Source organism: Levilactobacillus sp. FUA 3915, assembly GCF_044053135.1.
GTDB lineage: Bacteria > Bacillota > Bacilli > Lactobacillales > Lactobacillaceae > Levilactobacillus > Levilactobacillus lanxiensis.
Genome location: NZ_CP168704.1, coordinates 1,502,072 through 1,526,762, shown reverse-complemented (window position 1 = coordinate 1,526,762; position 24,691 = coordinate 1,502,072). Strand labels below are relative to the sequence as shown.

The 24,691-nt window shown below is 51.7% G+C and carries 23 protein-coding genes and 1 riboswitch; of the genes, 8 read left to right on the top strand and 15 right to left on the bottom strand.

Annotation, left to right across the window (positions count from 1 at the left end):
* Positions 1-71 precede the first annotated feature (71 nt).
* Positions 72-635: a sigma-70 family RNA polymerase sigma factor gene (locus tag ACEPST_RS07180; protein WP_204121315.1), complete on the bottom strand. Its 564-nt coding sequence runs from the start codon at positions 633-635 to the stop codon at positions 72-74.
* Between the two features lie 317 nt (positions 636-952).
* Here ACEPST_RS07180 and ACEPST_RS07175 point away from each other — a divergent pair, with 317 nt between their 5' ends.
* Together ACEPST_RS07175 and ACEPST_RS07170 are read left to right on the top strand one after the other, a co-directional pair.
* Positions 953-2,059 (top strand): hypothetical protein, encoded by a 1,107-nt coding sequence (locus ACEPST_RS07175; protein ID WP_204121316.1) that lies wholly within the window; start codon positions 953-955, stop codon positions 2,057-2,059.
* Positions 2,060-3,089: 1,030 nt separating this feature from the next.
* Positions 3,090-3,365, top strand: a complete 276-nt coding sequence (locus ACEPST_RS07170) for a type II toxin-antitoxin system Phd/YefM family antitoxin (RefSeq protein WP_204121317.1) — start codon at positions 3,090-3,092, stop codon at positions 3,363-3,365.
* 14 nt (positions 3,366-3,379) lie between these two features.
* Here the strand turns inward: ACEPST_RS07170 and ACEPST_RS07165 are convergent, their stop codons facing one another.
* From ACEPST_RS07165 to ACEPST_RS07120, 10 genes are all read right to left on the bottom strand, one after another.
* On the bottom strand, positions 3,380-3,508 hold the full coding sequence (locus ACEPST_RS07165; protein WP_275404331.1) for a hypothetical protein: 129 nt from the start codon (positions 3,506-3,508) through the stop codon (positions 3,380-3,382).
* A 163-nt stretch (positions 3,509-3,671) separates the two neighbouring features.
* Positions 3,672-4,064: a hypothetical protein gene (locus tag ACEPST_RS07160; protein WP_204121318.1), complete on the bottom strand. Its 393-nt coding sequence runs from the start codon at positions 4,062-4,064 to the stop codon at positions 3,672-3,674.
* Between the two features lie 12 nt (positions 4,065-4,076).
* Positions 4,077-4,385 (bottom strand): hypothetical protein, encoded by a 309-nt coding sequence (locus ACEPST_RS07155; protein WP_204121319.1) that lies wholly within the window; start codon positions 4,383-4,385, stop codon positions 4,077-4,079.
* The gene (locus ACEPST_RS07150; protein ID WP_204121320.1) at positions 4,378-5,676 is read right to left on the bottom strand and encodes a Y-family DNA polymerase; all 1,299 of its coding nucleotides are present in this window, start codon (positions 5,674-5,676) and stop codon (positions 4,378-4,380) included. Before ACEPST_RS07150 ends, ACEPST_RS07155 begins: the two co-directional genes overlap by 8 nt.
* Before the next feature lie 696 nt (positions 5,677-6,372).
* The gene (gene thiE, locus ACEPST_RS07145; RefSeq protein WP_204121321.1) at positions 6,373-7,020 is read right to left on the bottom strand and encodes a thiamine phosphate synthase; all 648 of its coding nucleotides are present in this window, start codon (positions 7,018-7,020) and stop codon (positions 6,373-6,375) included.
* Positions 7,020-7,835, bottom strand: coding sequence for a bifunctional hydroxymethylpyrimidine kinase/phosphomethylpyrimidine kinase (thiD, locus tag ACEPST_RS07140; protein WP_204121322.1), 816 nt, complete (start codon positions 7,833-7,835; stop codon positions 7,020-7,022). The genes thiE and thiD overlap by 1 nt, the downstream gene beginning before the upstream one ends.
* 330 nt (positions 7,836-8,165) lie before the next feature.
* Positions 8,166-8,954, bottom strand: a complete 789-nt coding sequence (thiM, locus tag ACEPST_RS07135) for a hydroxyethylthiazole kinase (protein WP_204121323.1) — start codon at positions 8,952-8,954, stop codon at positions 8,166-8,168.
* A 206-nt stretch (positions 8,955-9,160) separates the two neighbouring features.
* Positions 9,161-9,265, bottom strand: a riboswitch (TPP riboswitch).
* A gap of 47 nt (positions 9,266-9,312) precedes the next feature.
* Entirely contained in the window at positions 9,313-10,143 is an 831-nt protein-coding gene (locus ACEPST_RS07130; protein ID WP_204121324.1) for an oxidoreductase, read from the bottom strand.
* A gap of 880 nt (positions 10,144-11,023) precedes the next feature.
* Positions 11,024-11,782: an ABC transporter permease gene (locus tag ACEPST_RS07125; protein ID WP_125765351.1), complete on the bottom strand. Its 759-nt coding sequence runs from the start codon at positions 11,780-11,782 to the stop codon at positions 11,024-11,026.
* A complete protein-coding gene (locus ACEPST_RS07120) occupies positions 11,783-12,430 on the bottom strand; it encodes an ABC transporter ATP-binding protein (RefSeq protein ID WP_204121325.1) in 648 nt (215 codons plus the stop codon). It lies immediately after the preceding gene.
* Positions 12,431-12,669: 239 nt separating this feature from the next.
* Here ACEPST_RS07120 and rlmD point away from each other — a divergent pair, with 239 nt between their 5' ends.
* Together rlmD and ACEPST_RS07110 are read left to right on the top strand one after the other, a co-directional pair.
* The gene (rlmD, locus tag ACEPST_RS07115; protein ID WP_204121326.1) at positions 12,670-14,226 is read left to right on the top strand and encodes a 23S rRNA (uracil(1939)-C(5))-methyltransferase RlmD; all 1,557 of its coding nucleotides are present in this window, start codon (positions 12,670-12,672) and stop codon (positions 14,224-14,226) included.
* Positions 14,227-14,703: 477 nt separating this feature from the next.
* Positions 14,704-15,153 (top strand): hypothetical protein, encoded by a 450-nt coding sequence (locus tag ACEPST_RS07110; RefSeq protein ID WP_204121327.1) that lies wholly within the window; start codon positions 14,704-14,706, stop codon positions 15,151-15,153.
* 994 nt (positions 15,154-16,147) lie between these two features.
* On the opposite strand, the gene ACEPST_RS07105 is transcribed toward ACEPST_RS07110, so the two are convergent.
* Positions 16,148-16,891, bottom strand: coding sequence for an SDR family oxidoreductase (locus tag ACEPST_RS07105; RefSeq protein ID WP_204121328.1), 744 nt, complete (start codon positions 16,889-16,891; stop codon positions 16,148-16,150).
* A gap of 650 nt (positions 16,892-17,541) precedes the next feature.
* Here ACEPST_RS07105 and ACEPST_RS07100 point away from each other — a divergent pair.
* The 4 genes from ACEPST_RS07100 (at position 17,542) to ACEPST_RS07085 (ending at position 20,697) form a co-directional block, all read left to right on the top strand.
* The gene (locus ACEPST_RS07100; protein WP_204121329.1) at positions 17,542-18,399 is read left to right on the top strand and encodes a DUF368 domain-containing protein; all 858 of its coding nucleotides are present in this window, start codon (positions 17,542-17,544) and stop codon (positions 18,397-18,399) included.
* 182 nt (positions 18,400-18,581) lie between these two features.
* Positions 18,582-18,854 carry a type II toxin-antitoxin system RelE/ParE family toxin gene (locus ACEPST_RS07095; RefSeq protein ID WP_204121330.1) on the top strand — a complete coding sequence of 91 codons (273 nt, stop codon included), beginning with the start codon at positions 18,582-18,584 and terminating at the stop codon, positions 18,852-18,854.
* 102 nt (positions 18,855-18,956) lie between these two features.
* A complete protein-coding gene (locus ACEPST_RS07090; protein WP_204121331.1) occupies positions 18,957-20,177 on the top strand; it encodes an RNA-guided endonuclease InsQ/TnpB family protein in 1,221 nt (406 codons plus the stop codon).
* 241 nt (positions 20,178-20,418) lie between these two features.
* Positions 20,419-20,697, top strand: coding sequence for a helix-turn-helix transcriptional regulator (locus ACEPST_RS07085; protein ID WP_204121332.1), 279 nt, complete (start codon positions 20,419-20,421; stop codon positions 20,695-20,697).
* A 52-nt stretch (positions 20,698-20,749) separates the two neighbouring features.
* Here the strand turns inward: ACEPST_RS07085 and glpK are convergent, their stop codons facing one another.
* The 3 genes from glpK to ACEPST_RS07070 form a co-directional block, all read right to left on the bottom strand.
* A complete protein-coding gene (gene glpK, locus ACEPST_RS07080; RefSeq protein ID WP_203644051.1) occupies positions 20,750-22,267 on the bottom strand; it encodes a glycerol kinase GlpK in 1,518 nt (505 codons plus the stop codon).
* A gap of 504 nt (positions 22,268-22,771) precedes the next feature.
* Positions 22,772-23,422, bottom strand: coding sequence for an endonuclease III domain-containing protein (locus ACEPST_RS07075; RefSeq protein WP_204121333.1), 651 nt, complete (start codon positions 23,420-23,422; stop codon positions 22,772-22,774).
* A 404-nt stretch (positions 23,423-23,826) separates the two neighbouring features.
* Positions 23,827-24,087, bottom strand: a complete 261-nt coding sequence (locus ACEPST_RS07070; protein WP_203644042.1) for a hypothetical protein — start codon at positions 24,085-24,087, stop codon at positions 23,827-23,829.
* Positions 24,088-24,691 lie beyond the last annotated feature (604 nt).

Below are 24,691 nucleotides of genomic sequence, written 5' to 3'. Positions count from 1 at the left end.
GCTGATTTTGGTAAGTGATTGGCCAACCCTTACACTCCTACTAACGAAATCCGGCGGTGATTTGTAACCCCCTAATTCGAAAAGTTTTCGGGTGGCGTCAAATTGCGGACCAATCGGCGAATCAGCGAGCGCCGCCATTTATAAACGGTATTACGACTAACGCCGTGGCGGGTCGCAATCTCCTCGGCCGTCAGCTGGTCGAGCAGCGTGCCCACCAGGTAGCGCCACTCCCCGGTCGTGCCGGCCCCGCCAATCACCTTCAATAGATACTGGCGAAAGTCGGCCTGGCCGATGGCATCTAAAATATCGTCGTCACTGGCGACCGCCGTGATCAACTCGTCCTGATTGCCGGGTTCCTGGCGTTCCAGCTGTTTGCGGTCGCGGCGGAGCTTATCCAACAGCGTCCAATAGATTTTCTGCTGGGCGTACGCCAAGAATTGATGCGGCTTGGCCTCGGGATTCTCGGGAAAGGCGGCGTAGATTTCTGGAAATAACAGCCGGGCCTCCTGCAGGTAATCCTCGTAATCGGCGTGGCTACGATTCATGTGTAGCCGTTTCAGCGCGGCAAATAAAATAATCTCGTGGTCCCCGTCATACAGAAACCGGTAAGCAGCAGCGTGTGGTGACTCCTTCATTTGAATCATCCTCTCAAACATGATGATCCATGGCCATGGATGAGTCCCACTTTACCCGAGCGCCCTTTTTTTGACGAACAGCGAATATTATCTAAAATGACCCCAATATTTATCAAATATCCAACTGGTTTACCCCACAAATAGCCACCGTGGGCAAGCTGACGGGATTCGTTAAAATAGTGAAATTGCCGAAAAATTCAGTTATTTGTCGATTTAAGCCTTAAAATTTTTAATTTTTTGTCCACATCACCCCAATTAGTGGTATAAATAGTTATGTAATCGGTTTACCTACATATATCCAGAGGAGATTTTTAGTTATGAGAAAAGCAGCATTGTTAACCGCTGTGGCCGCTGCCGCCCTGTTATTTGGCGGTACCACGACCTTAGCGCACGCAAAGACGTATACCCAACACGGTAATGCGTTGGCCAACTACAACGTCAACAAGTATAAGACGGTTAAGAACAAGAACATGTTCGTTAAGCGTTACACGTTCAAGCAAAGTTACTCGGACATTTTCCAAACGACGCCAACCAGCATTTCCAGCATCAAGGGCAAGAAGGTTTCATTCAAGTCCAACGTCTTCCTACCCGTTACTTACAACCATTCCGCTGACTGGGGCAACCCCCAAAGTGAAGTATTGTCTAAGGATGGCAACACGCTGTACGAACTGATCACCACGAGTTCACAGAGTACGCGTGGCTGGATTGTTCGTTACAACCTCGGTGCTTTGCGGAGTAAATTTGGCATCAGCACGAACCACATGGACGCCCTGCGTCGCGCCACTTACGACCACTCCGTCAAGCAAATGACCAGCACCGACAAGGCCATCATGAAGTACATCAAGATTGGACATGTATTTAACACCGGCCATGGTCAATCACTGGCTATGAACCCGAAGAACGGCCAACTCTGGTTCATCGGTGCCCCCGTCAAAGTTCACTCCAACGTGCAACAAGTTTCCACTAGCACGCTGAAACCAACCAAGAAGATCAACTTCATGTTGAAGAGCACCGTTACCATGGGCTCTAACCTGACGTTTGATAAGAAGGGTAACGCCTACTTCTTCACTTACTCCAATGGTGGCTGGGCTCCTAAGGGCGCCGTCAAGATCTACAAGGGTAAGATCAACAAGAAGTCCGTTAAGTTCCACTTAGTCATGCAAGGTCTGCGTTACCGTCCAGGTACCAAGCCACAATCCATGGATTACAACGTTAAGCGTAACCGTCTGTACTTCCTCTCTGACAGCAGTATTTCATCCGTGCCCGTTTCCAAGTTGGGCCATTTGAAGGCTAGTCAGGTCGAAGCCACGAACCTCAACGGTAAGCGTGAATTCGAAAGTCTCCAATTCACCAAGAATGGTGCCGGTTACCTGATGACCAACAAGGCCGCCGAGTTGATGAAGACGACTAGTAACAACTTTTAGCTTATAATTGAAATGGAGCAGTAACTGCGAGTGGTCCGCAGCTACTGCTCTTTTTGGTTTTCTTCTTTTGGTTTTGTTGTTTGGTTATGTATTTGTTTAGTTATCTATCTGTTTGGAGATTAAGGGATTAGGGTCAAGAGCGTGTAGAGACAGTGTGGTGGCTGACCCGCCGCCTGCGGCCGCTTTAGGTTGACTTCGCTCCTGTGGGGACCGGTGCCAGCCTGAGGAACGGTCTGGCGCCTCGCCTTGAAACCTCGCCAGGACCGCGAGTTTCCAAGGACGTCCCGTGCTGTAAGGCTGGGCAAAAGTCGCCCAGTTTAACACCACCGACACAGGACTCGCAACCTAGCGTCCTCCGGCTCCACAGCCACCACCCTGCTCATACTGGGTCGAAGATAACCAATGGTTTGGGTGGGGGTGGTGCTTTCTGGCGGCCGTGGTGCGGGTCTGGCGATGTTGTTACATTGGATTGAACTGGTGCTTGGAGATTGCTATGCTTAGATTGTGTTAGCCCACCGCTCAACTTCTATGTATGTGGTCAACGAGACACTGTGCCGGGTGAAACTACACTGGCTCGCTAAATTTGATCCACCATATTGTGGCCAACCATCCCCCTCTTTCGTACTGGTCACATCTGTGTTAGCCGTGAGGGCGGTCGAAATAGGGTCAGCCGTGGGATTTACGGAGCGGAGCGCAGTAAATGGCGCCTTTGAGACGTGGGCTGCGGCTCAAAGCAAGCCCAGAGACCGCCCTTCGGCTCTGGGCGTCCTCCCCACCGCGTTCCGCCCTATTTCGACCGCCCGGTAAGGCGAGTTCAAAGACAAGACCAGTGACCAAGGACTGAACAAATGGTGGGGACAATGTTATACTGGCCCCGAGGTGGGCTTGACCCATCTGTGAAACACACCATAACTCAATCTCCAACAAAGGGAACACTAACGTCGCGGTCGGCATTAATGGTCCCTTTGCTAACTCTCTAAGTCATTTTTGATGCCCAACTAGTACTGACACAGATTAGGAGACCTACAAGATGGCTATGACTACGACTAATATCACTGACGCACGTAAAAACTTAGAATCTTTAACTGACAATGTTGTGGATTACCAGGACCACGTTATCATTGCCAAGCCCCACAACCGCAAAGTCATCATCATGTCTGAAGACGAATTCAATTCCTGGCAAGAAACTTTGTACCTGTTAGAATCCGCCGCTAATCATCACGCTTTAGATACGTCAATCGATCAAATGCTGGCAGGAGACACCAAAACACTCTCCAAATCCGAATGGCAGAAAATTCAAAACTAGGTTAACTGCATCCCCTACGACCAAACAGACCAGAGCCAAAAAATGGCAAAGACGATGATCAAGGCAAAAATTCCCTCTCTCATTTCTTGGCGGGTCGTGCGTCGTAGACTAACCTTAACATGACGCGTTTCCAGTAATTTCAATTGCTAGACACCTCCCTTAGATCCATCCCTAACCTTACTTGTTTACCAGGTAAATCGCCACAGTAATCGCACCCATGGGATTATCCGGTCAACCGGTTGTTAGTCGCCGGACCCAAGGACTTTCTATATAACTAAAAGAAGCACCCTCACCAAATCAACTTGGTCAGGGTGCTTCTTTGGTTGGTGCCACGCACCGAATCGCCGCCAGCTGGAGCCGACGGAATTCACCGGAAGCCAGTTGAATCACGATTTGGTCGTCAAATTCGCCCACGACCACGCCGTCGATGACGGTGATGGCCTGGTTATCATCGAGCACGTTAAGCTGGAGATGGACCGGACGATGGCTTTGCCAGGCTGCGACGAGACGCTCACTGACGTCCGCCGCAGTTTGCTCTGGCAATGGCTGTTCCACCTGCTCCGCCGCGTGCATTTTGGCCAAAGCACTGGTGTGGTCGGACAGGTAGAACCCGCCCCACTTCAACATGCCTCGGTCCTGGTAATCGCGCTGAAAAAAATCTTGCGCGAGCTGATCATCTGACGATTTTTTCAGGTACATGGCGTTCACTTCCTAGCGAATCCAGCGTTGACTCAACGGCCAGCGCACGTGACCGAAGTCAACAAAATTTAGTGTCAGCGCGGTCCCCTGCCGCATTTGACTGATGACGCGTTCTAAGACTTCCAGGTCGGTCGTCCGCAGCGAGTGCAAGGGAATCGACCGTTCCCGATGTTTCGGCCGGCGAATGTCCAAGAAAAAATTGAACACGTGACCGTACTGATTGTTGACCACGTCGATGCGATACTGGTAATGCCACTGCGCGGTAAATAGCGGCTTCAGGCGTTCTAGAATCAACGTCGCTTCCTTAGCTTCATCAATCAAAACTATTCCCCCCATTATGCCCACCGACCAGCGAAGCCCGACTTAACATGGTCCCGCCATGCATCAGACTGCTGGCTGGAATCACAGCCGTCTTGCCAAATTTATCCCGGAGCTCATCGAGAATCCGGTCGAACCGGTCATCCTTAATTTGTCGGTCAGGTTTTTGAAATAGGTCTAGCTGCAGGTTGCCGCTGTGACTTAGCCGTGAGAGGCCCACGCCCAAGTTCCGGACGGGTTGCCCCTCCCAATTTTCTCGAAACAACGTCATGAATTCCCGGATAATCGTCTGGGCGTTGTCGGTCGGGTCAATGCGGCGGCTATGACTCATGCCACTGCGGCCGTCGCTGGCTTTGCCATCCCAAGCAAAGCCCACGAAGAGACTGATACAGCCAGCCTGCTGGTGGTGATGTCGCATGCGGGAGGTCGTCTGCTGGACGATTTCGCGCAGGACCAATTCAATTTCTCGTTGGACACGGTAGTCACGGGGCAAGACCTGCGAGTTGCTCCAACTCTTCTCCTTGGGCGGACGGACCTGTTGGAAATGACTGCGGTCGATGCCCCAAGCTAGCGCGAAGAGTTGCGCGCCAATCATCCCCATTTCATGGCGGAGTTCATACGGATTGACGTGGGCCAAGTCGCCCATGCTGTGAATGTCCAATCGTTGAAGGTGCGCGGCCGTCCGGTGCCCGATGCTCCAGACCTTTTCTAAATTGGTGATCGGCCAAATGTGCTCGGGAAAGGTCTCGTAGGTCAGGCGACCGATCAGTTCGTGGTCGTGCTTCGCCTGCAGGTCGAGGGCCAGCTTGGCCTGCACGGGGTTCTCGCCAATGCCCACGGTGGTGTACAACCCCAGCTCGTTACGGATGCGCAACTGAATCTTGCGCGCCACCTCTTCTGGCGTGCGGCCAAATAACCGCCACGACTTGGTCATATCCAGAATGGATTCGTCGATTGAATAGGGAAAGAGATCGGTATCCGCCACGTACTCACGGAAAATTTTGTTGATAGCCAGGTTCTTTTGAATGTACAGATTCATGCGCGGCGGCACCACCAGAATCCGTTCATCGTGCGGAACCTCGTATTGCCGCGACACGTTGCTGATACCAAACAACTTCTTCGCCATGGGCGAGGCTGCTAGCACCAGGCCACTCCCCGTGTTGTCTGCCTCCGACATCACAATGATGACTGATTTCAGCGGATTCAGTCCCCGCTCAACGCTCTCGACGCTGGCGTAAAAGGACTTATTATCAATCATGAAAAACAATCCGTGTGGTTCCTGCGAGTAATCCATGGCACATGCCTCCCTTGGTTTAGGCTTTTGCGTTACCCAGTCTCCTGAGACAGATACTAGCCTCAACCGTTATCTGACCACGTTAAGCACAAACTATCTGGGCCAGGTCTTTCCTATCCAACTAACGTAAACAAGTGCTTAACAACTTGCTGTTCTCATTATACGAACACTTGTTCTGATTTGCAAGGGAAAATTATCGAATCCTGGCCAATTTTTTTGCGATTAATCGACTGAGAACCCGCTCAGGCATCAGCTCATTTCACTTATCCCATGATTAGCGGTTATGAGTAGTTACCAATTTTTTAATAATATGTGGCACTCCGTAAACTACGCAAGCGGCTCACCATCTTGCAACCATCATTCATTTACTTAACCAACATTCTGTTATTTCATTCATTTTTGATAGCTTTTATTTGCGAGTCGTGTTAGAATGTACTTGTGAAGTTAGCCCTAGTCAACTAGCTTCCTCAACTTTTAAAACAGGATTGGTTTGCCGCACTTAAACACGGTGAAATCGATCCTGTTTTTTTCGTGATTTTAACGATTTAATTTGTCTGTTACAACTAGTCGGTTCTGTCCAACTGTATGCGCTTACCAATTTGAACCTTTTCGCCCACAATCGATTAGTTGCGTGAAAAAGCACCACGGCAGTCCTTTAGGACACGTTCCGTGGTGCTTCCTTTGCTTCTATTTAATTTAAAAGGCTTGGCGCATCGCTTGCACGTCTGCGGCTGGGTTCACGCTACGCGTCAGTAGCGTGATGACTGCCACGCCGGCAGCCCCGCTCTTGGCGATGGCTGGCAATGAGGCAACCGTCACGCCGCCAATGGCCACGATGGGCACGTTGGCTTGCTCAACCAATTTTTGCAACCCCTCGACGCCCATGGCTGGGTCGGCGTCGTCCTTTGACACCGTTGGGTAAATGGGGCCGCTGCCGATGTAGTCGATGCCCCGCAATTTATTCGCCGCTGCGACCTGCTTGGCCGTGTTGCAGGACAGGCCGATAAACATATCCCGGTCGGCCACTTCCTTGATCACACTCTGAATTTTCTGGTCGCTTTGGCCCACGTGGATACCGTCCGCGTTTAGCAGCAGTGCCAGTTCCACATCATCATCCACGATAAAGGGAATGTTGGCGTCGTGACACTGGACTCGCAAATCGCTGCCCAACGCCAACCGTTGTTCCTCGGTCAGCTGGCTGTTGCCCTTGTCCCGAAACTGAAAGGCCGTGATGCCGGCGTCTAACATGGTCGCCAACACCTGACGTAAATCTTGACCGGGAACGTCCTGGCTCCCCGCCACAAAGTAGGCCCGCAATAGGCCTGGTTCAAACGTTACTGACATTACTCAGCGCCTCCTTGATTGTATGCCCAATGATTCAGTGGGCCGTGACCATTGCCGACCGCGATGGGATTCGCGATGGCCGCCGTCACGTAATCTTTACCGATTCGAATAGCCGATTCAAAATCCTTGCCCTTGGCGAGTTCGGCGGTGATGCACGACGATAGCGTGTCGCCCGTTCCGTGCGTCCGGACCGTATCCACCCGTGGCGCTGTCAGCCAAAATGACCGACCGTCTTCTAACAAGACAAAATCACTCGCCTGTTCCGGCGTGGCCTCGTGACCACCTTTGATGATGACGTTCTTGGCGCCGAGGTCCTGCAAGGCCACCGCCGCACGTTCCATCCCCTGGCTATCGGTGATGGCCGTGCCAGTCAAGCGTTCGGCCTCCGGTAAGTTGGGCGTCAACACGTCTGCCAATGGCACGAGTTCATCGCGCACCGTGGCGACCGCGTCGTCTGCCAACAGGGCCGCGCCGCCCTTGGCAATCATCACGGGGTCAACCGTTAAGGGACCAAAATTGTACTTTTTCAAATTTTCAACGACGCCGTGCACGTGCTCGGCATCCGCTAACATCCCGGTCTTGCAGGCTCGAATCTTCAGGTCCGCCGCCAGGGACGCAAATTGTTCATCGATCAATTTCTGCGGCAGCGCCATAAAGTCCTGCACCCCCAACGTGTTTTGCGCGGTCACCGCGACAATCACGGCCGTTGCGAAAACGTTCCGTTCCTGCATCGTTTTTAAATCCGCCATGACGCCGGCACCGCCGCCGCTGTCGGTCCCCGCAATCGTCAAGGTTTGTGGAAATTCATTTGCCATACTACCTTCATCCCTTCATCTGTCCGGGTTCCAGCTCGCAGTCGCCTCCGGGATAATGAAAATTGGGCCGGAACGCGGTGGGGAGGACGCCCGGAGCCTAAGTGCGGTCTCCGGACTCGCTTTGAACCGCCAAGCCCGCGTTTCAAAGACGCCATTTCCTGATTTCATCAGGAAATCCCACTGCTGAGCCCATTTTCATTATCCCTCCGGCTGACACAAGCCGAGCCCGAACAGCCAGTCTTTGCTTGGTTTTACTTCTTGATGTTTGCCACCCTCATGGCTTTAGCCACTCAATGCTTTTTCTGTGGTACTTGTGAATCCCTGGTTCTTTTACGCAAAGTCGGCGATGCCCTCAATGTCCGCAACCGTAGTCGTTTGCAGGGCGTCTAGGAGTTTCATGATGAACGTGCCCGCACCCAGGTTTGGCGTGGCGTCGTGGACCAGTTGGCCCGTGGCCGCGAAGACCAGGCAGGCCGTTTGCGCTGCTTCATAGTAATCGTCCGTGACCGCGCAGAAAGCCGCCACGATGCTCGACAGCATGTCGCCAGACCCCACGTGGACCTGGAACAAGGACGTGCCGTTTTTGACCTTGACCGCCTGGGTGCCGTCGGTGATGACGTCGGTTGGGCCGGACAGGATGACCACGCACGCTAATTTCTGAGCGCAGGCCTTGGCGATGGCTTCGATATCACCAGTGCCCTCACCCGCATCGATGCCCTTGGCCTGCCAGTCAATGCCTGCCAGCGCCGCAATTTCACCGGCATTACCGCGAATCACGTCCGGGTGAAAATCATTCAGGAGGCCGGTCGCCATCTGCATCCGGTATTTCACGGCGCCAACCGCCACTGGATCGATGACCAGTGGCCGCTGTTGCCGGTTAGCCGACTGCCCGACCGCCCGAATCTGCGTGATTTGGGTAGAGGTAACCGCTCCCAAATTCAGGCAAACGGCCCCAGCGAGCCCAACCATTTCGTCGGCCTCCGCCACTTCCTCGGACATGATGGGCGACGCGCCAATCGCGTTGATACCGTTGGCCACGTCCTGGACGGTGACGAAGTTGGAAACGTTGAAAACAATGGGGTTCTTAGCTCGCAATTCATCTAACAAGGTAACTTTCATGATTGTCCTCCCTTGATTAACGCCGCTGACTTTACCTGTGATCGGTTGATGCTCCGGGCTGATATTTCAGCCACTAGTTAGGTCTAGAATACCAGGTAGTCAAGTTATTTGATGACTTCTTAACCCGCATCGGTCCGGTGGTTAACTAACTGATAGGCCAAATAAAAAGGGTCACCGGCTCACATCGAGGTGAACTGGTGGCCCGTCTGGGTGCCACGACACATTCCCTCCGCAAGTCTGAACTTGACAGGTTCCAAGGGATCGCGGTCACCCGCATCTCAGCCCAGTCGTGGACACCCCTAGTGTTCTAGTTAAGTTAAGTATAACAGGTTTCCACAACAGGGCAACGTCACTCGTATTAGTGGGTAATTCGTTGTGCTGCTTCACCAATGACCCGCCACAACCGGTCAATCGTCTTGTCCGACAAGAACCGCCGCGCGACCAAAATTTGACTGCCGGAGCCGGCATGGTACCGCGTCTTCGGCCGCCGGGATAACGCCGCCCGGTCGACTAGTCTGGCAATCACCTGTGGCTTGCTGGAGAACCGTTTGACCGCGCTTAAAATGGCCGCCGCCCGGTCCGCCGTCTCCTGGTATGGGCCCTGCGCCGAAGTCTCCCGCAGATGGGTCGCCGCAATGTCGGCCCACTCGGATTGGATGGCCCCGGGTTCGATGACCACCGTGTCAATGCCCAACGGCTTCAGTTCCAGCCGCAACGCATCGGAAAGGCCTTCGAGCGCAAATTTGGACGCCACGTACCAACTAGCCAGTGGTTGCGCCACCTTGCCGTCCACCGAGGTAATGTTAATGATCCGACCGCTATGCTGTTGCCGCATCATTGGCAGAACGGACTGAATCAACCGCGCCGCCCCAAATAAGTTCACGTCAAATTGGTCACGAGCTTGGTCCATGGGAACGTCTTCGAGCGCCCCCATCAGGCCATAACCGGCGTTGTTCACTAAAATATCGACCCGCCCGGTTTCGCTCACGATGCGGTCGACCACGTTTTCCACGCTAATGGGGTCCGTCACATCTAATGCCAACGTGGTGATGCCCAAATCGTCTAAATCATTCATTCGGTTGACCCGCCGCGCACCGGCGTAAACGATCACGCCGTTACGGTGCAGGCTGCGGGCAATCGCATTGCCGATGCCGGATGAGGCACCAGTCACTAAAGCCACTTTTCTCATAAAATAACCCTCCTCTGGGTTTGGTCCTGGGTTCTGGGGTTGGCACTTCCACCTGCGGCTTTGGTGGGTACTCCCGCCTGTGGGGCACACCCGAAGCCAAAGTACGGTCTTCGGGTTCGCCTTGAAACCTCGCTAAAGTTCGCGAGTTTCCAAGGTCGGCCCCGGCTCAAAAACGCCGACTAACACCACTGTCACAGGTCTCTGTACCCACCACGCCTCCGGTTCCAGTCCCAACCCCAGAACCACGCCTCGTTTGTCTTTTTTCTTCGTTCTTCTATTATTTGTCAGTCTACTTTGAACTAGTTCGAGCGACCATCACCATTAGATAGTCCGTTATCTTAGCTACTTGTCTTTAGAATAGCCAGTTTAAGTAAGCGATTGCAATTAATCTGACATGTTTTCTTGGATTATTGGGAAAATAGATTGGGTCGGACAAATCGGTTACCCGTTACTTAGGAAGTATCGTCCGAAACACCAGGTGAATCGTTCTGAATCTCGGACCGATTTCTCCAATAGTTAAGACAAAACAGCCGGTTTCACAGAGAAAAGCCTTCTAGTCCCAAATTCACTCTCGTTTCAGCAACGACTAGTTTATTCTCGTTTAGGTAAAACCAACTACTATCACGAAATCCACCACACACCAGCCAATGAAACCATAACCGCAAGCAGTTAACGACGCTCACCATGTCAGCCTGCAGGGTGCTGAAAAATGGGCTCAGCCGGGGGATTTTCTGAGTGTTCTCCTCAGAAAATGGCGACTTTGAGACTCGCCCTTGGAGGCTCAAAGCGAGCCTGAAGACCGCCCCTCAGGCTTCGGGCGTCCTGCCCACAGCGTTCCGGCCTATTTTTCAGCACCCGGAAGGCGCCACCAACGACCAAACTAAACCGTTAACTGCTTCCGGTCATTGTAGAAGCCGCGGTAGGCCCAGTAGCACGCCAGCACCGACCCAATGCTAGTCGCCGACATCAGCATGAACGTCACCATGATCTGATATTTAATCGCCCGGACCGGGTCGACGCCCGCGAAGATCAGACCGGACATCATCCCCGGCAAACTCACGATACCCACGGTCTTGGCGGAATCAATCGTTGGCTGCATGCCGGTCTTGATGCTGTCACGGAGAATTTCCTTAGAAGCATCCTTCAGGTCCGCACCCAACGCTAATTTTTCCAGCACGGCCTGCCGCTCCTGTCTGAACTGGGCGTTGAGGTTGCGGTAGCACAGGCCAATTGCGACCATCGAGTTGGAGGCAATCATCCCCGAAATGGGAATCATCTGGCTCGGGATGAACTTGATGGCGCCGGCCAACATCAATACGCCTAGCGTCACGCTGGTACTGATGAGAATGGCGCCAATTGAAATCGGTAAGGCGTTGGGAATCCCATTACTCCGCTGTTTCGCATTGTAGCCCGCGTTGAAAATGATAATCAAAATCAAAATTGCCGTTAGCCAAATATTATTCAGGCGAAAAACGTATTTTAATAAATAGCCGACCACAAACAGTTGGATCACGGCGCGCACGACCCCGATAATCATGTCGCGGTCGATGCCGAGTTTTTCCTTCCAGCCGATTGCTAGGGCAATCACGACCAGCCCCAACGCCAACATCAAGGATTGATTATTCACTGCTAAATTCATTTAGGCACCTCCCACGATGCGGCCGTTCTCAATCGTCACCAGCCGTTTGGCCGCATCGATTTCCGCTTGGTCATGCGTGATGGCGATGATGGTCAGGTTGTCATCCTGGTTAAAATGCTCGACCAAGGACCAGACAAACGCCTTGTTATCGGCGTCCAGCCCAGCTGTCACCTCGTCTAAAATCAAAACTTCCGGGTAGATCATCACGTTGCGCAACAGGGCCACCCGTTGTCGTTGCCCACCGGACAGGTCGTTGACGCCCTTGTCCAGGTCACTGGCGCGCAAGCCCACGTATTCCAGTCCGCTAACGGCCCGCTCCTCGTCAAACGGCAACTGGCGAATTTGATACGGAAAACTCAGGTTGTCACGCACCGTTTGGCCAAACAGAGTCGGCTGTTGAAAGCTATACGAGACCCGCCGCCGGTACGCGATGGGGTCATAATCTTCAACCGATTGGCCATCAAATAGCAGCGTCCCACTGGTCGGGCTCAACAACGACGCGATGAGCCGCACCAGCGTGGACTTACCCCCGCCGGACGGTCCCGACAGCGTCACCCACTCCTGGGCATCGATGGACAGGTTAATCTCTTGTAGGATGGGCGTATCGTCTACCTGGTAGCCCACATTTTGCAACTCAATCAAACTCACGAGCCATCCCTCCTCATTTATCAGGTTCTCACCAATTGTACCCAAACGCCGGCCCTTTCACTATGGAAACGACTCCACAATTTTTCGAATCGTCACCAGGGACTTAGTGGGTTCCCACCACCACTAATTTCCGAACCGGCCACGGCCCGGCGACTGCTAAAGTTTGGTATAATGTTTAGGACCGTGTTAATCGGTAAGTGTCTGACACTTTATGACTGAAGTTTTATATAGGAGAAAATATGCCAAACTTTGAATCCAATAATCACCGTGGCAACAATTATAACCGCCACGCCCATAACGACCGGCAAGACCGGCGGGGCAACGACCGTAACCGCAATGACCGGCACAGCTACCGCGACCAACGCGGGGACAACCGCCACGACCGCGGCTACAACGACCGCCGGCGCCAGGAACGGGAAGCGCCCAGCGTTGAGGTCGAAGTTGGCCAACGTTTTCCACTGACCATCAAGCGCATGGGCATCAACGGCGAGGGAATCGGCTACTACAAGCGGATGACCGTCTTCGTACCTGGCGCCCTGACCGGTGAAGAGGCCGTCGTCGAGGTCACCAACGTGGCAAACCGCTACTTACGCGGCAAGGTCCACCGGATTCGTCTCGCCAGCCCCAACCGGGTTGAACCCCGCGACAGCTACGCCGATGAGGTCGGTGGCTTCGAACTGGAACATTTAGCTTATCCCGAACAATTAGCCTTCAAACGCGACATCGTGGCCCAATCCCTGGAACGCTACCAACCCCAAGGTTTCCACAGCTACGATCTTCGGCCAACGCTCGGCATGACCGACCCTTACGGCTACCGCAACAAGGCCCAATTCCAGGTTCGGCGCAACGCCGATGGCAAAATCGAAGCCGGACTGTACGCCGAACGCAGCCATGATTTAGTCGACCTCGAGACCTGCTCCGTGCAAATGCCTGCGACCATGACCGTCATGCGCGCCGTCGTGGCCATGCTCCAAGACCTGGACATGCCCATCTACGACGAAGAAGCCGGCTCTGGCATCGTGAAAACGCTGGTCGTCCGGGCCGCCGCACACACCGACGACGTCCAACTGACCATCATCACCAATTCCCAGAAGCTGCCTCGCAAGCACGAATTGCTGGACCGCATCGCTGCGGAACTGCCCCAAGTGACCTCCGTCATGCAAAACGTCAACCCCGGCAAGACCTCACTGGTCTGGGGCGACGAGACCAAGCATTTGGCCGGCAACGACGCGATTACCGAAAAATTAGACGGCTTATCTTTCAAGCTATCCGCTCGTGCGTTTCTACAGTTGAATCCGAGCCAGATGGAAGTTCTCTACGGTGAGGCCAAGAAGGCCCTGGACCTCCAACCGGGTGAAACCGTGGTCGATGCCTACTCCGGTATCGGAACGATTGGCCTGTCCTTAGCCGACGTGGCCGAAGAGGTTCGCGGGATGGATGTCATCCCCGAAGCCGTCGACGATGCCAACGCCAACGCGGCCGCTAACGGCATTACCAACGCCCATTACGAAGTCGGGACCGCCGAAGAGCTGTTGCCAAAATGGCTGATGGCTGGCTTCCGGCCGGACGCAATCGTGGTCGATCCACCCCGCACCGGTCTGGACGACACGCTGATCGATACCATCCTCGGCGTGCGCCCCGAAAAATTCGTCTACATTTCCTGCAACCCCTCGACCTTGGCCAAGGACCTGGTCAAATTAACCAGCGATTACCAGGTTGATTACATCCAGTCCGTGGACATGATGCCCCAAACGGCCCGGTGCGAAGCGGTCGTCAAACTAAGTCGCCGTCAATAGATTAATAGGCAGCATGCACTTTTCGTGTTAGACTTTTAGTTAAACATCGGTTGGGAGTCCTGAACCGTTCCGTTCCCGGCGGCGGGTTCAACCAGCCCTGCTGCGGGGACCGGCTCCAGCCTGTGGAGCGGTCTGGGGTCTCGACTTGAAACCTCGCTAAGAATCGCGAGTATCCAAGGTCGTCCCGTGCTCTAGGCTGAGTAAGAACCTCAGCCAAGACCACCGACACAGCTGGTCAGGTTGACCCGCCTCTGGTCACTCACATGGGATCGTGATACTTTCACTACCTGTGCGGCTCACGCTGGTTGAGGACGTTCCGGATTATTTTCCACGTGTCCTTGTGCGTAATTATGGTTTGAGTTAACCAGCAATCTACTATCCGCTTAACGGATTAATTGGATTACTAGTACCACCCGATGTTTGGACAAACACCCAATCAATGATACCTATCGAATTTTTAGAAAGTTGGCAAATGACATGCAAGATCCTTTCAAGGGCTTTAACGACGATGACGATGATCAAAACAATCAAAATGGTGACGGCCCTCAAGGACTGCCGTTACCCCCAAACTATGCGACCGTCGTTAACCCTGAGACGGGGAATATGCGGATCGCCAAGGTTGGTTTCTCGTGGACGATGTTCTTCTTCAGTCCCCTCCCCAGCATTTTTCGGGCGGACTGGTATAACTTCCTCTGTATTCTCGGGGTCGAGTTGGGCGCGTTCATGCTCCTGTCGATGACCACGACTGCCAACCAGTTTGCCGTAATCATCAACTCCTCCTTCACCCTGTTCTTTGGACTGGTGTGGGGGTCACTCTACAACTTGATGTACTTCAAACACCTATTCAACCGCGGTTTCCGCCCAGCAGATGAGCGGTCACGCGACCTCTTAACGCGGACCCATTACTGGTCCCAACCCAAAGAGTAAGCGGCTTAGGGATTCGGTTGCTAAATTTTACGTAAACGAAAAGGATTGACTCAGCTTTGATGGCTGAATCAATCCTTTTTTGGTGCAGATGATTATTGTTTTAGACGTTAAACGCGGAAATACAAAATCCGTTATAACAAACCATTTAAATGCTGATATGGAGGGCTTTTAGGCGGTTATTCGTCACAACTCTGGTACACTGAGTTTTGTAGAGAAGTTAATGACGACCGGCAAATCTAATTGTAAGGGACTGGGGCTTATGACGTGAGTTGTAAGAACGTTTCACCATACCAAACGAAAGGAGGTTGCCTTGTCTTGGATAGCTGTCACGTTACTTGACCTAGTCGCTTTTGGCGTTGTTTTGATATCGCTCTGCACTCTGTTGGTGCATCGATTGACGAGCCTCGTTAAGGCTATCGTTAAGTTGCAAAAGACGTGGCGCCGATTTAAACACCCAGACAAATAAAAAATCGTCCTCTCAACTTCCACAGTTAGGACGATTCTTTGTTCGTTTATAAAACTGTTGGTCGTGAATAACGACTCTGCCATTGGCGGGGGTGCTCTAACACCCTCGCCTTTGTTGCGTTCAGTATACCATGAGTTTTAACTGATTCCCACCATTTAAATCTATTTACCTACTGTCACTAGGTTACAAAAGACGTGGCATGACTTTAGACATCCGGACAAATAAAAATCGTCCTCTAAACTTACGACAGTTCAGGACGATTTTTTGTTCGATTCATAACTGTTGGTCGTGAATAACGACTCTGCCATTGGCGGGGGTGCTTGAACACCTTCGCCTTTGTTGCGTTCAGTATACCATGAGATTTAACTGATTCCCACCATTTAAATCTATCACTAAGTTACAAAAGACGTGGCGCCAATTTAAACATCCGGATATCTAAGAAATCATCCTCTAAACTTTCGACCGTTTCAGTATACCATGCTACACGGAAAGTTCACAAAGTTTTTAACCCATGAACTCGTTCAATCATCAAGCCTGCTTGGTTGGGTAGATTGTAAACTCGTTAACATTGACCTCGGCCGGTTGGTCGATAGCGAAGTTGACCACGCGTGCGATGGCATCTGGGGTAATTCCAACAGCATCGTACAATTGGTCCATGCCCTGTTTAGCCGTAGCATCCGTAATTGTGTGCAACAATTCCGTATTGATGGCGGCTGGGTAAAGCGTGGCCGTCCGGATGTTAGTCCCTTCTTGAGCACTTTCAGTTCGGATAACTTCCATTAAGTTCCGCACTGCAAACTTCGTGGCACCGTAAACCCCAGCGCCAGGGAAACTCTTGATGCCGGCAACGGAAGAGGTCGTCACGATTTGGCCATGCTTTTGCGCGGTGAAGTCAGGCATCACAGCGGCGACCCCGTTGAGCACCCCTTTCAAATTAATGTCGATCATGTCATTCCATTCCTGCGTCTTTAGCGCACTGATGGGCGAGGTTGGCATAATGCCGGCATTGTTAAAGATGACGTCGATCCCGCCAAATTGAGACTTGGCCAAGTCAACCAAGCCCTGAACTTCAGCGGCATCCCGCACGTCGGTCACCTGGTAAGCAGCCTGCCCGCCAGCAGCGGTAATCTCTTGGACCAAGCTCTGTAGCCGGTCCTCACGCCGCGCACCCAGAACCACCTTGGCACCATTACTAGCCAACAGCTTCGCGGTCGCAGCCCCAATCCCTGAGGATGCCCCGGTAATCACAACAACTTTATTTGTAACTGTCATAAATAAATCGCTCCTATCTCATAATTGATGCACTCAGTATATGAGGTTCGAGCGACTCGAAGTCAAGCATCAGGTTGAAATTAATTTTGGCTGGCTACAGGGGTTGTGGTCAATTTCTTACCGTGCAATACTAATTGGCTGGAACAGCAACGGTTAACGCCCGCCAACGGCTAGAACACAACACCTGTCATTACGACAATCCAAACACCTCGCCAAACAATCGGAATCACTTAACTGCGAGTTAGGCCAGTCTCAGCCGCAGGATGGTGAAAATGAGCCAGCTGGGTAAGTATCAGTGACCAGAGGCAGACCAAGATGCCCAGCTGTGTCGATGGTCTTGACTGAGCGATTTTCTCAGTTTAGACCATGGGACGACCTTGGAGACTGTGCATTTCAGGCTCCAAGGCGAGACGGAAGACCGCTCCTCAGGCTGGAGTCGTTCCCCACAGCAGGGTATCTTGAGTCTGCCGCCGGGAACGACTTACTTGCTCACCGCGTCCCAGCTCATTTTCACCATCGCGGAGGCAATGACAAAGACCCACCCGCAAATGTTAAGTTATCCTGTGATTGTTAGGGAGTGATTGCCTCCGCCCACCAATTCTGGTATCTTAGGGGAAAACGCGAACCGACGAACTAAGGAGAAGACGCTTATGCAAACGACTCGACCCGACAGCCCGGTGAAACGCTTCTTTAAAGGCATCATCATCGCCCTGGGCTTCATCCTCCCCGGTGTTTCTGGCGGGGTATTGGCCGCCATTCTGGGAATTTACGAACGACTCCTGGGTTTCATGGCCCATTTCCGCCAAAATTTCAAACGGGACTTCTGGTACTTTGTGCCGGTTGGCCTAGGCGGCATCGTGGGGATTGCCCTGTTATCCGCCCCGCTGGAATACTTGCTGGACCACTGGCAGGTCATTGTCCTCTGGGGCTTTGCCGGCGCCATCGTGGGCACTCTACCGGCTTTGACCCAGACCGCCAGCTCCCAAACACCCCGGGATAGCATCGACCATCTCTGGTTCTGGGGCACCCTGCTGATCAGCGGCGGTCTCCTGTATTTCATGAGTGACCTCTTTGGCACCCTGCCCGCCAATTTCTGGGGCTTCGTGGTGGCCGGCGCCCTGATTGCGCTGGGCGTCCTGGTTCCCGGGCTGAGTCCGTCGAACCTCCTGTTGATTCTGGGGTTGTTCACACCCATGTTGACTGGCTTTAAAAATTTCGATATTCTGGGCGTCTACCTGCCAATTGCACTGGGTGGCATCCTATCCATGGCGCTCTTCTCAAAGGGCATGGACTACCTGATTCACCATTTCCACTCACGGGTCTACCATTTCATTTTGGGCATCGTGACCGCCAGCACCATTTTGATTCTCGTCCCCAACAGTCACGCCGCCGAGAGCATTTCGTATGCCGGTGCGACCTGGCTGACGCTGGTGTGGAGCGCCCTGGCGTTGGTCGCAGGCATTGCCCTGGGCTATTGGATGAGCCAGCTCGAAGAAAAATATAAATAACCGATGAACCATCCAACTGGCAGCTTAGTTGGATGGCTTTTTAGTATGTCCGAATAAATCTATCTTTATAAAAATTCCACGTTCTTTTTACGCAGTTAACCTATGGAAGCCAAAATTCAGGCCCCTATTCGGAGGCATTCTTTGCTTTTTGATAGCGGATTGGCTATCATAGGAGGTGCAATTTGATTGAATTTGATTATTATAGTTGGTCCGAATTTCAAAAATTTTTGTCATCATTGCCACAAAAAGATGAAGTTGAACTCACATCAACCATCTCAAAGATTCAGAAATATGGCATGCAGATTGCCAAGCAACAGGGTTGGGTTAAGAAATTAACGCGTAACCTATTCGAGATTAGAACGCAACGTGCACACAATATTCAACGGATCATCTATTTTCACATCGAAAATGACCAGTATATTATTAAAGATCAAGCAGAAAACCTGCGATTTTAATCGCGGGATGAATGCCAGAACTTAATAAGTTTTCTCGAAACATATGTTCCCCTAGAGAGCTGAACATGGTATACTTAATCCAATCTACAGGGGAGGTATCCATTGGTTAAATTAGGGCGGACAATTAAGCTGAGACTCTATCCAGACACAAATCAAGCAGAACAATTTCTTGCAATGAGTCAAGAGTATCAACGATTAGCTAACATTGTTAGTCAATGGATCTTTGACCATGAGTTTCAGTTAAGTTGGTTAAAAATCAATCACCAGCTGTACAAACAGCTTCGGCAAGAATCATCACTCAACAGTCAGATGGTCCAGTCTGTCTTTCGGACAGTAGTAGCTCGCTACAAAACTGTTCAGGAACAAATGAAGCAACATTCTTACCGTTGCAAGAACGAAGAAAAAAAGTGGGTTCAAGTTCCTAGAGACCTGAACTGGTTAGTGCAACCCATCCAGTTTCGTCGACCACAAGCAGACTTGGTACGTCAGAGTAACTATTCTTTCGTAGATAGCATGCGGGAAATCTCGATAACCACTCTGGGTAAACGAACAAAGTTAGAGTGTACCAACAAAGGATTCGAAAAATACTTTACTGAGAATTGGAAGCTTGGTACTGCTAAGTTGGTCCACAATCGAGGTAAGTGGTTTTTGCATATTGGTATCACAAAGGAAGTTAGTGATTTCGATACCAAAGATAATCCTAAAGTTGTGGGAATTGATCGTGGTTTACGCTTCCTAGCAACTGCCTTTGATAATGAAGGAAAAACACTATTCTTCGACGGCCAAAAAATCTTACGCAGGCGCAAGAAGTTCTTAGAAATTCGTCGACAGCTACAAAGTAAAGGTACCAAGTCTGCCAAGAAAAAGCTTAAGCAACTAGCTCAACGAGAGAACCGCTGGATGACCGATGTGAATCATTGGTTAGCTAAGACACTCGTTGCGGCATATGGGTCGCATACACTTTTTGTTTTGGAAGACTTAACTAATGTGACGTTTAACACCGATGACCTGCCTAAATCTCTACGCAATAGTCATCGTTCGTGGGCATTTTTCCAGCTAGAATCTTTCTTAACGTATAAGGCTCAGGCTATTCAAAGTGCTGTTTTGAAAGTGAGTCCAGCATTTACCTCACAACGCTGTCCCAAGTGTGGACTGGTTGAGAAAACCAACCGGCATCACGATACTCACGAGTATTGGTGTAAACAATGCCAGTATCGTTGTAATGATGACCGATTAGGAGCTATGAATATTGAGATGCTAGGTCAAGAATGGTTGACCGGCATTAAGCACCCAAAGATTACGAAGCTAACAGCTATTGGGTAAATCCCGATAGTTAAACGGGTAGCCGTCAATTACCCGATGATGTTGCCACTACGAGTAGGAGTGCCTAACGGGCATGTTGGACTACTGTGTCGACAGACACGTGAGCGACAAGCCTCTGAATTAATTCAGGGGCAATTGACCACACATGGTTTTACCAAGAAGACACAGAAGACCCCTCTGAAGGAAATCAGCAAGGGGCGTCAACGAAGAATTATCTATCTAACCAGAAAGGATCACCCCCATGACAACTAAAATTGATGCCTATATTGCCAAGCGAAGTGCCGAGGACCCAAGTTTCGCCAAGGCTGCAAAGCAAGAAAGTCTAAACCTTGACGTCGCCGTTGCCGTCACTCGCTTGCGGGCCGAACAAAAAATGAGTCAGCGCGAGTTTGCGCGGTTAGTGGGCAAACCCCAATCAACCATTGCCCGCATCGAAGAAGGCAAGATGAACGTCTCGGTCCTGTTACTCAAGGAAATTGCCATCGCCGCCAACAAAGAACTCTCCATCCAATTTATTTAACGCCAAAAACAGCTAACCCGCCGTAAAGTGGATTAGCTGTTTTTATTAGCTCTTAATCTTGATTAGGTTTAAACGCCCGCGTTGCCGCAACGGCCTGTTGCCAGCCCGCATAGAGGCGGTGCCGTTGGTCGTCGTCCATGTTTGGCGTGAAGGTCCGGCTGGCATTTCTGATTTCCTTGACCTCATCAATGCTCTGCCAGAAACCCACGGCCAGGCCGGCCACGATAGCCGCCCCCATCGCCGTGGTTTCCTCGTCGGCGGCCCGTTGAACGGGAATATTTAAAATATCCGCCTGGAACTGCATCAGGTAGCGGTTCCGTGACGCCCCGCCATCGGCCATTAATTCGGGCACCTTGATGCCGGTATCCTGCTTCATCGTTAAGAGAACGTCTCGTGTCTGGTACGCAATCGACTGCAGGGTCGCCTTCACGAAGTCGTTCCGGTCGGTCCCACGGGTCAGGCCAAACACAGCCCCCTTGGCGTCCGGATCCCAGTACGGCGCACCCAACCCGTTAAAGGCAGGCACCACATAAACTTCATCCTCGTCGGTCGAGGCCATGGCCGCCTGCCGGGATTCGGGCACACTACTGATGATCTGCATACTTTCGTGCAGCCAAGCTAGCGCGGTCCCGGCCACCAAGATGGACCCTTCAAGTGCATAGGTCACCTCGCCGTTCATTTCATAAGCAATCGTCGTCAACAGGTTATGCTTCGACAGTTGCGGTTCGTTCCCGGTGTTCATCATGACGAAGGCCCCGTCGCCGTAAGTGTTCTTGACGGTTCCGGGTTCCACGGCCAGCTGGCCCAGTAAGGCCGCCGACTGGTCCCCGACGATCCCCGCGATGGGCACTTCCACCCCGTAAAATTGGAAATTCTGGGTGACGCCGTAGACTTCCGAACTCGATTTAACCTCTGGCAACATAGCCGCCGGGATGTTGAGCCAACTTAAAATGTCCTGGTCCCATTCCAACGTGTGAATGTTGAAGAGCATGGTCCGACTTGCGTTACTGTAGTCGGTAACGTGAATATTTCCACCGGACAATTTCCAAGCCAGCCAACTATCCACGGTTCCAAAGAGTAACTCACCATTTTCAGCGCGTTCCTGAGCACCCGGCACGTGGTCTAAAATCCAGCGCACCTTGGTGGCACTGAAGTACGCATCGACCACCAGACCGGTCTTTTCCTTAATCGTTTCTGCCCGGCCCGCCGCAACCAATTCCTTGGCCAGGGGCGCCGTCTGTTGACTTTGCCAACCAATGGCATGATAAATGGGTTCGCCGGTAACCTTATCCCACACAATTGTCGTTTCCCGTTGACTACTGATCCCGATGGCCTGAATATTTTCCGGGTGAATCGACGCATCAATCAGCGCGCTAGCAATCACGGACAACACACTGTTCCAAATTTCATTGGCGTCGGATTCGACCCAGCCCTTGTGTGGATAGTACTGGGGAACCTCCTTGTAGCCTTCGATGACCTTGCGCCCAGTATGATCGAAAATCATTGCCCGCGTGCTGCTGGTCCCTTGGTCGATCGCTAAGATATAGTTTTCCGGCTGTTTAAGTGCCATATGTAAAACTCCCTCCAAAATATCGCTGTGGTAAGCGGTTCCAAATTCGTTGCGTCTATCATAGCACGCCGCTTGTGAAAAACGCTAGGGTTTGCCCCAGCCTCCCCCGCCCTTGAAACTTTCTTAAGGTTTGAGCGGATGTTACCCGCCTGCGGCCTCCAGGGATTCCACCTGCTGTGGGGCCCGGTTCCGGCCTGAGAAACGGTCCGCCACCTCGCTTTGAAGCCTCGCTAAGAACCGCGAGTCTCCAAAGTCGTCCCGTGCTGTAAGGCCGGGAACCCCGCCCGGTCTAACGGCACCGACACAGCAGGCTCCATCCCTGGCTGCCTGCGGCTAACATCCGCTTAAACCGTTAAGTCGGCGGTCCTGATTGTGTTTTCAATTGTCTTTGGCGTTAACTTTTAATTGTTATTGTTCTTGCTGAATCTGTTGGATTCGACAATGGCTTAGTAGCTAAGGTTATCTAACTAAGCACCTTAAACACGTTCTGTTAAGCCAGTCTATTTAGTCCACGGCTAGCTTTTTCCCCGCTAGAAATGAGTTCTCAAAGTCCGTATCGTTCTTGATTTTCTTGCCGAACTCGTCAATTAGTGCGTGAAATTCCTGATAGTCCGCCAGTTCCAGTTGAAATTGGCCGAGGACTTTCTTTTGAAAGGCCGGGTACGTCTTGGGCATTGTTGCACCCAGCCACGTGAACAGCCGACGGGCATAGGTGTCGACCATAAAGGTGCCGTGGTCCAGCGTGTACATTAAAATGTAATCCGCGGTTTCATTACCAATGCCGGTGATGCTCATCAGGTCTTGGCGTAAACTGGCGCCGTCACGGTGTTTCAACACGTCCAGGTCATCATCCGCCTGGCCCAACCAATCGGCGAGTGCCAGGATGGTGGGCCCCTTGCGATTGTAGAATCCACTGGTCTTGATTAGTGGTGTGATGGCGGTTGGCGTTAATTTCCGCAACTCAGCGGGGACGAACCCGGTCTCTCGTTTTAGATTGATCAAAGATGGTTCCACGTTGCGCCAATTGGTGTTTTGAACCAGAATGGCACCCAACATGATTTCAACCGGTGTCTCGGCCCACGGTGTGCCGGGCTTTAGCCAGGGTTGTGGGCCCATCTGCTTAGCCATTTCGCGGTATAATTCTTCAATTGTCATGCAATTCTCTCCCTATTTCTTTGGTTAAACTGGTACTTTGTCAACGCCTTCGGGCTGGCGAAAACTGGGCCGGGACGCTGTGGGCTAACGCCCGGAGCCAAAGAACGGTCTCCGGGCTTACTTTGAGCCGCTAGAAACGCGGCTCAAAGATATCAGTTGTCTAAGCGGTAAACCGCTAAGGCAATTCCCACGGCTGAGCCCATTTTCACCAGCCCTGCGGCTGACATTTGTTTAAACACCCAATAACACCGCAATTGTAACTAATGCTCTACTTAACAACGCACAACATTAGACTTTTAATTATACAACTACCAACGTCAATCTGTGGCTTGGCCGTCCCCAACCCCTTCACCGCATCAAAAAAGCCAACCACAAAAATCGTGGTTGGCCGCTAATTCTTTTGTTTATTTGGCGTCGCTATTACGCTTGATGACCAAGCGAATATCGTCGTCAACACCTTCTGGGTTCAACTCTTCTTTGTAATCGAAGTTTGCGCTCTGGAAGTACTTCTTGATTTCATCGTTGATTGTCTCTACGGCGCGGACATCTTGTTCTTGCCGTTTCAATAAAAGCGTGTATTCTTTTGAGTCTTCATCGACGTTTTCGAAACTGTATTCAACCGCTTCGGAATTCAAAATTTCTTGAATCAACTGCCGTTCTGTCATCATGTTTACCTCGCTTAAATTTAGTCTACTTCTCTATTGTAGGGTTCTTTACAAAATTTGTTAACTAGTTTGTTACACCTCACCTAAGTTTCGGGTGACAAACGTTCTTTGGGTCCTTAGAATAGGGTTAAGTCTAAACTAGTCTTTGTCAGCTCCTCCGGGATGGTGAAAACTGGGTCGGAACGCGGTACTGTTCGTTCCCGGCGGTGGGCTCAAGGTATCCTGCTATGGGGTCGGTTCCAGCCTAAGATCAGGCTTCCACCTCGACTTTGAGCCAAAAATCGGTCTCAAAGGTCGTCCCATGGGCTAGGCTGGAAAGGAACTCCAGCCAAGACCATCGACACAGCCGGACACCTTGGCACGCCTCTGGTCACTAACACAGACCTCATCCGCCCAGTTTTACCATTCTCACGGTTAACCCAGTTCAAAATCTTACCCACTCGTCAACGCAGGTTAGAAAAACGATGGCATGGGTTAAACTCGTGTTAGCCGTGATGGCGGCCCAAATCGACTCAGCCGTAGGCGTGCTCTTAACGCTGAACCTTGCCGTTTAGAGCACTGGCATCTTTGAAACTCGCTCTTTGAGGTTCAAAGTGAGTGCGGA

Coding starts and splice junctions, on each gene's coding strand:
- ACEPST_RS07180 (WP_204121315.1), bottom strand. CDS start 635: ATGAAGGAGTCACCACACGCTGCTGCTTACCGGTTTCTGTATGACGGG.
- ACEPST_RS07175 (WP_204121316.1), top strand. CDS start 953: ATGAGAAAAGCAGCATTGTTAACCGCTGTGGCCGCTGCCGCCCTGTTA.
- ACEPST_RS07170 (WP_204121317.1), top strand. CDS start 3,090: ATGGCTATGACTACGACTAATATCACTGACGCACGTAAAAACTTAGAA.
- ACEPST_RS07160 (WP_204121318.1), bottom strand. CDS start 4,064: ATGTACCTGAAAAAATCGTCAGATGATCAGCTCGCGCAAGATTTTTTT.
- ACEPST_RS07150 (WP_204121320.1), bottom strand. CDS start 5,676: ATGGATTACTCGCAGGAACCACACGGATTGTTTTTCATGATTGATAAT.
- thiE (WP_204121321.1), bottom strand. CDS start 7,020: ATGTCAGTAACGTTTGAACCAGGCCTATTGCGGGCCTACTTTGTGGCG.
- thiD (WP_204121322.1), bottom strand. CDS start 7,835: ATGGCAAATGAATTTCCACAAACCTTGACGATTGCGGGGACCGACAGC.
- thiM (WP_204121323.1), bottom strand. CDS start 8,954: ATGAAAGTTACCTTGTTAGATGAATTGCGAGCTAAGAACCCCATTGTT.
- ACEPST_RS07130 (WP_204121324.1), bottom strand. CDS start 10,143: ATGAGAAAAGTGGCTTTAGTGACTGGTGCCTCATCCGGCATCGGCAAT.
- ACEPST_RS07125 (WP_125765351.1), bottom strand. CDS start 11,782: ATGAATTTAGCAGTGAATAATCAATCCTTGATGTTGGCGTTGGGGCTG.
- rlmD (WP_204121326.1), top strand. CDS start 12,670: ATGCCAAACTTTGAATCCAATAATCACCGTGGCAACAATTATAACCGC.
- ACEPST_RS07110 (WP_204121327.1), top strand. CDS start 14,704: ATGCAAGATCCTTTCAAGGGCTTTAACGACGATGACGATGATCAAAAC.
- ACEPST_RS07105 (WP_204121328.1), bottom strand. CDS start 16,891: ATGACAGTTACAAATAAAGTTGTTGTGATTACCGGGGCATCCTCAGGG.
- ACEPST_RS07100 (WP_204121329.1), top strand. CDS start 17,542: ATGCAAACGACTCGACCCGACAGCCCGGTGAAACGCTTCTTTAAAGGC.
- ACEPST_RS07085 (WP_204121332.1), top strand. CDS start 20,419: ATGACAACTAAAATTGATGCCTATATTGCCAAGCGAAGTGCCGAGGAC.
- glpK (WP_203644051.1), bottom strand. CDS start 22,267: ATGGCACTTAAACAGCCGGAAAACTATATCTTAGCGATCGACCAAGGG.
- ACEPST_RS07075 (WP_204121333.1), bottom strand. CDS start 23,422: ATGACAATTGAAGAATTATACCGCGAAATGGCTAAGCAGATGGGCCCA.
- ACEPST_RS07070 (WP_203644042.1), bottom strand. CDS start 24,087: ATGACAGAACGGCAGTTGATTCAAGAAATTTTGAATTCCGAAGCGGTT.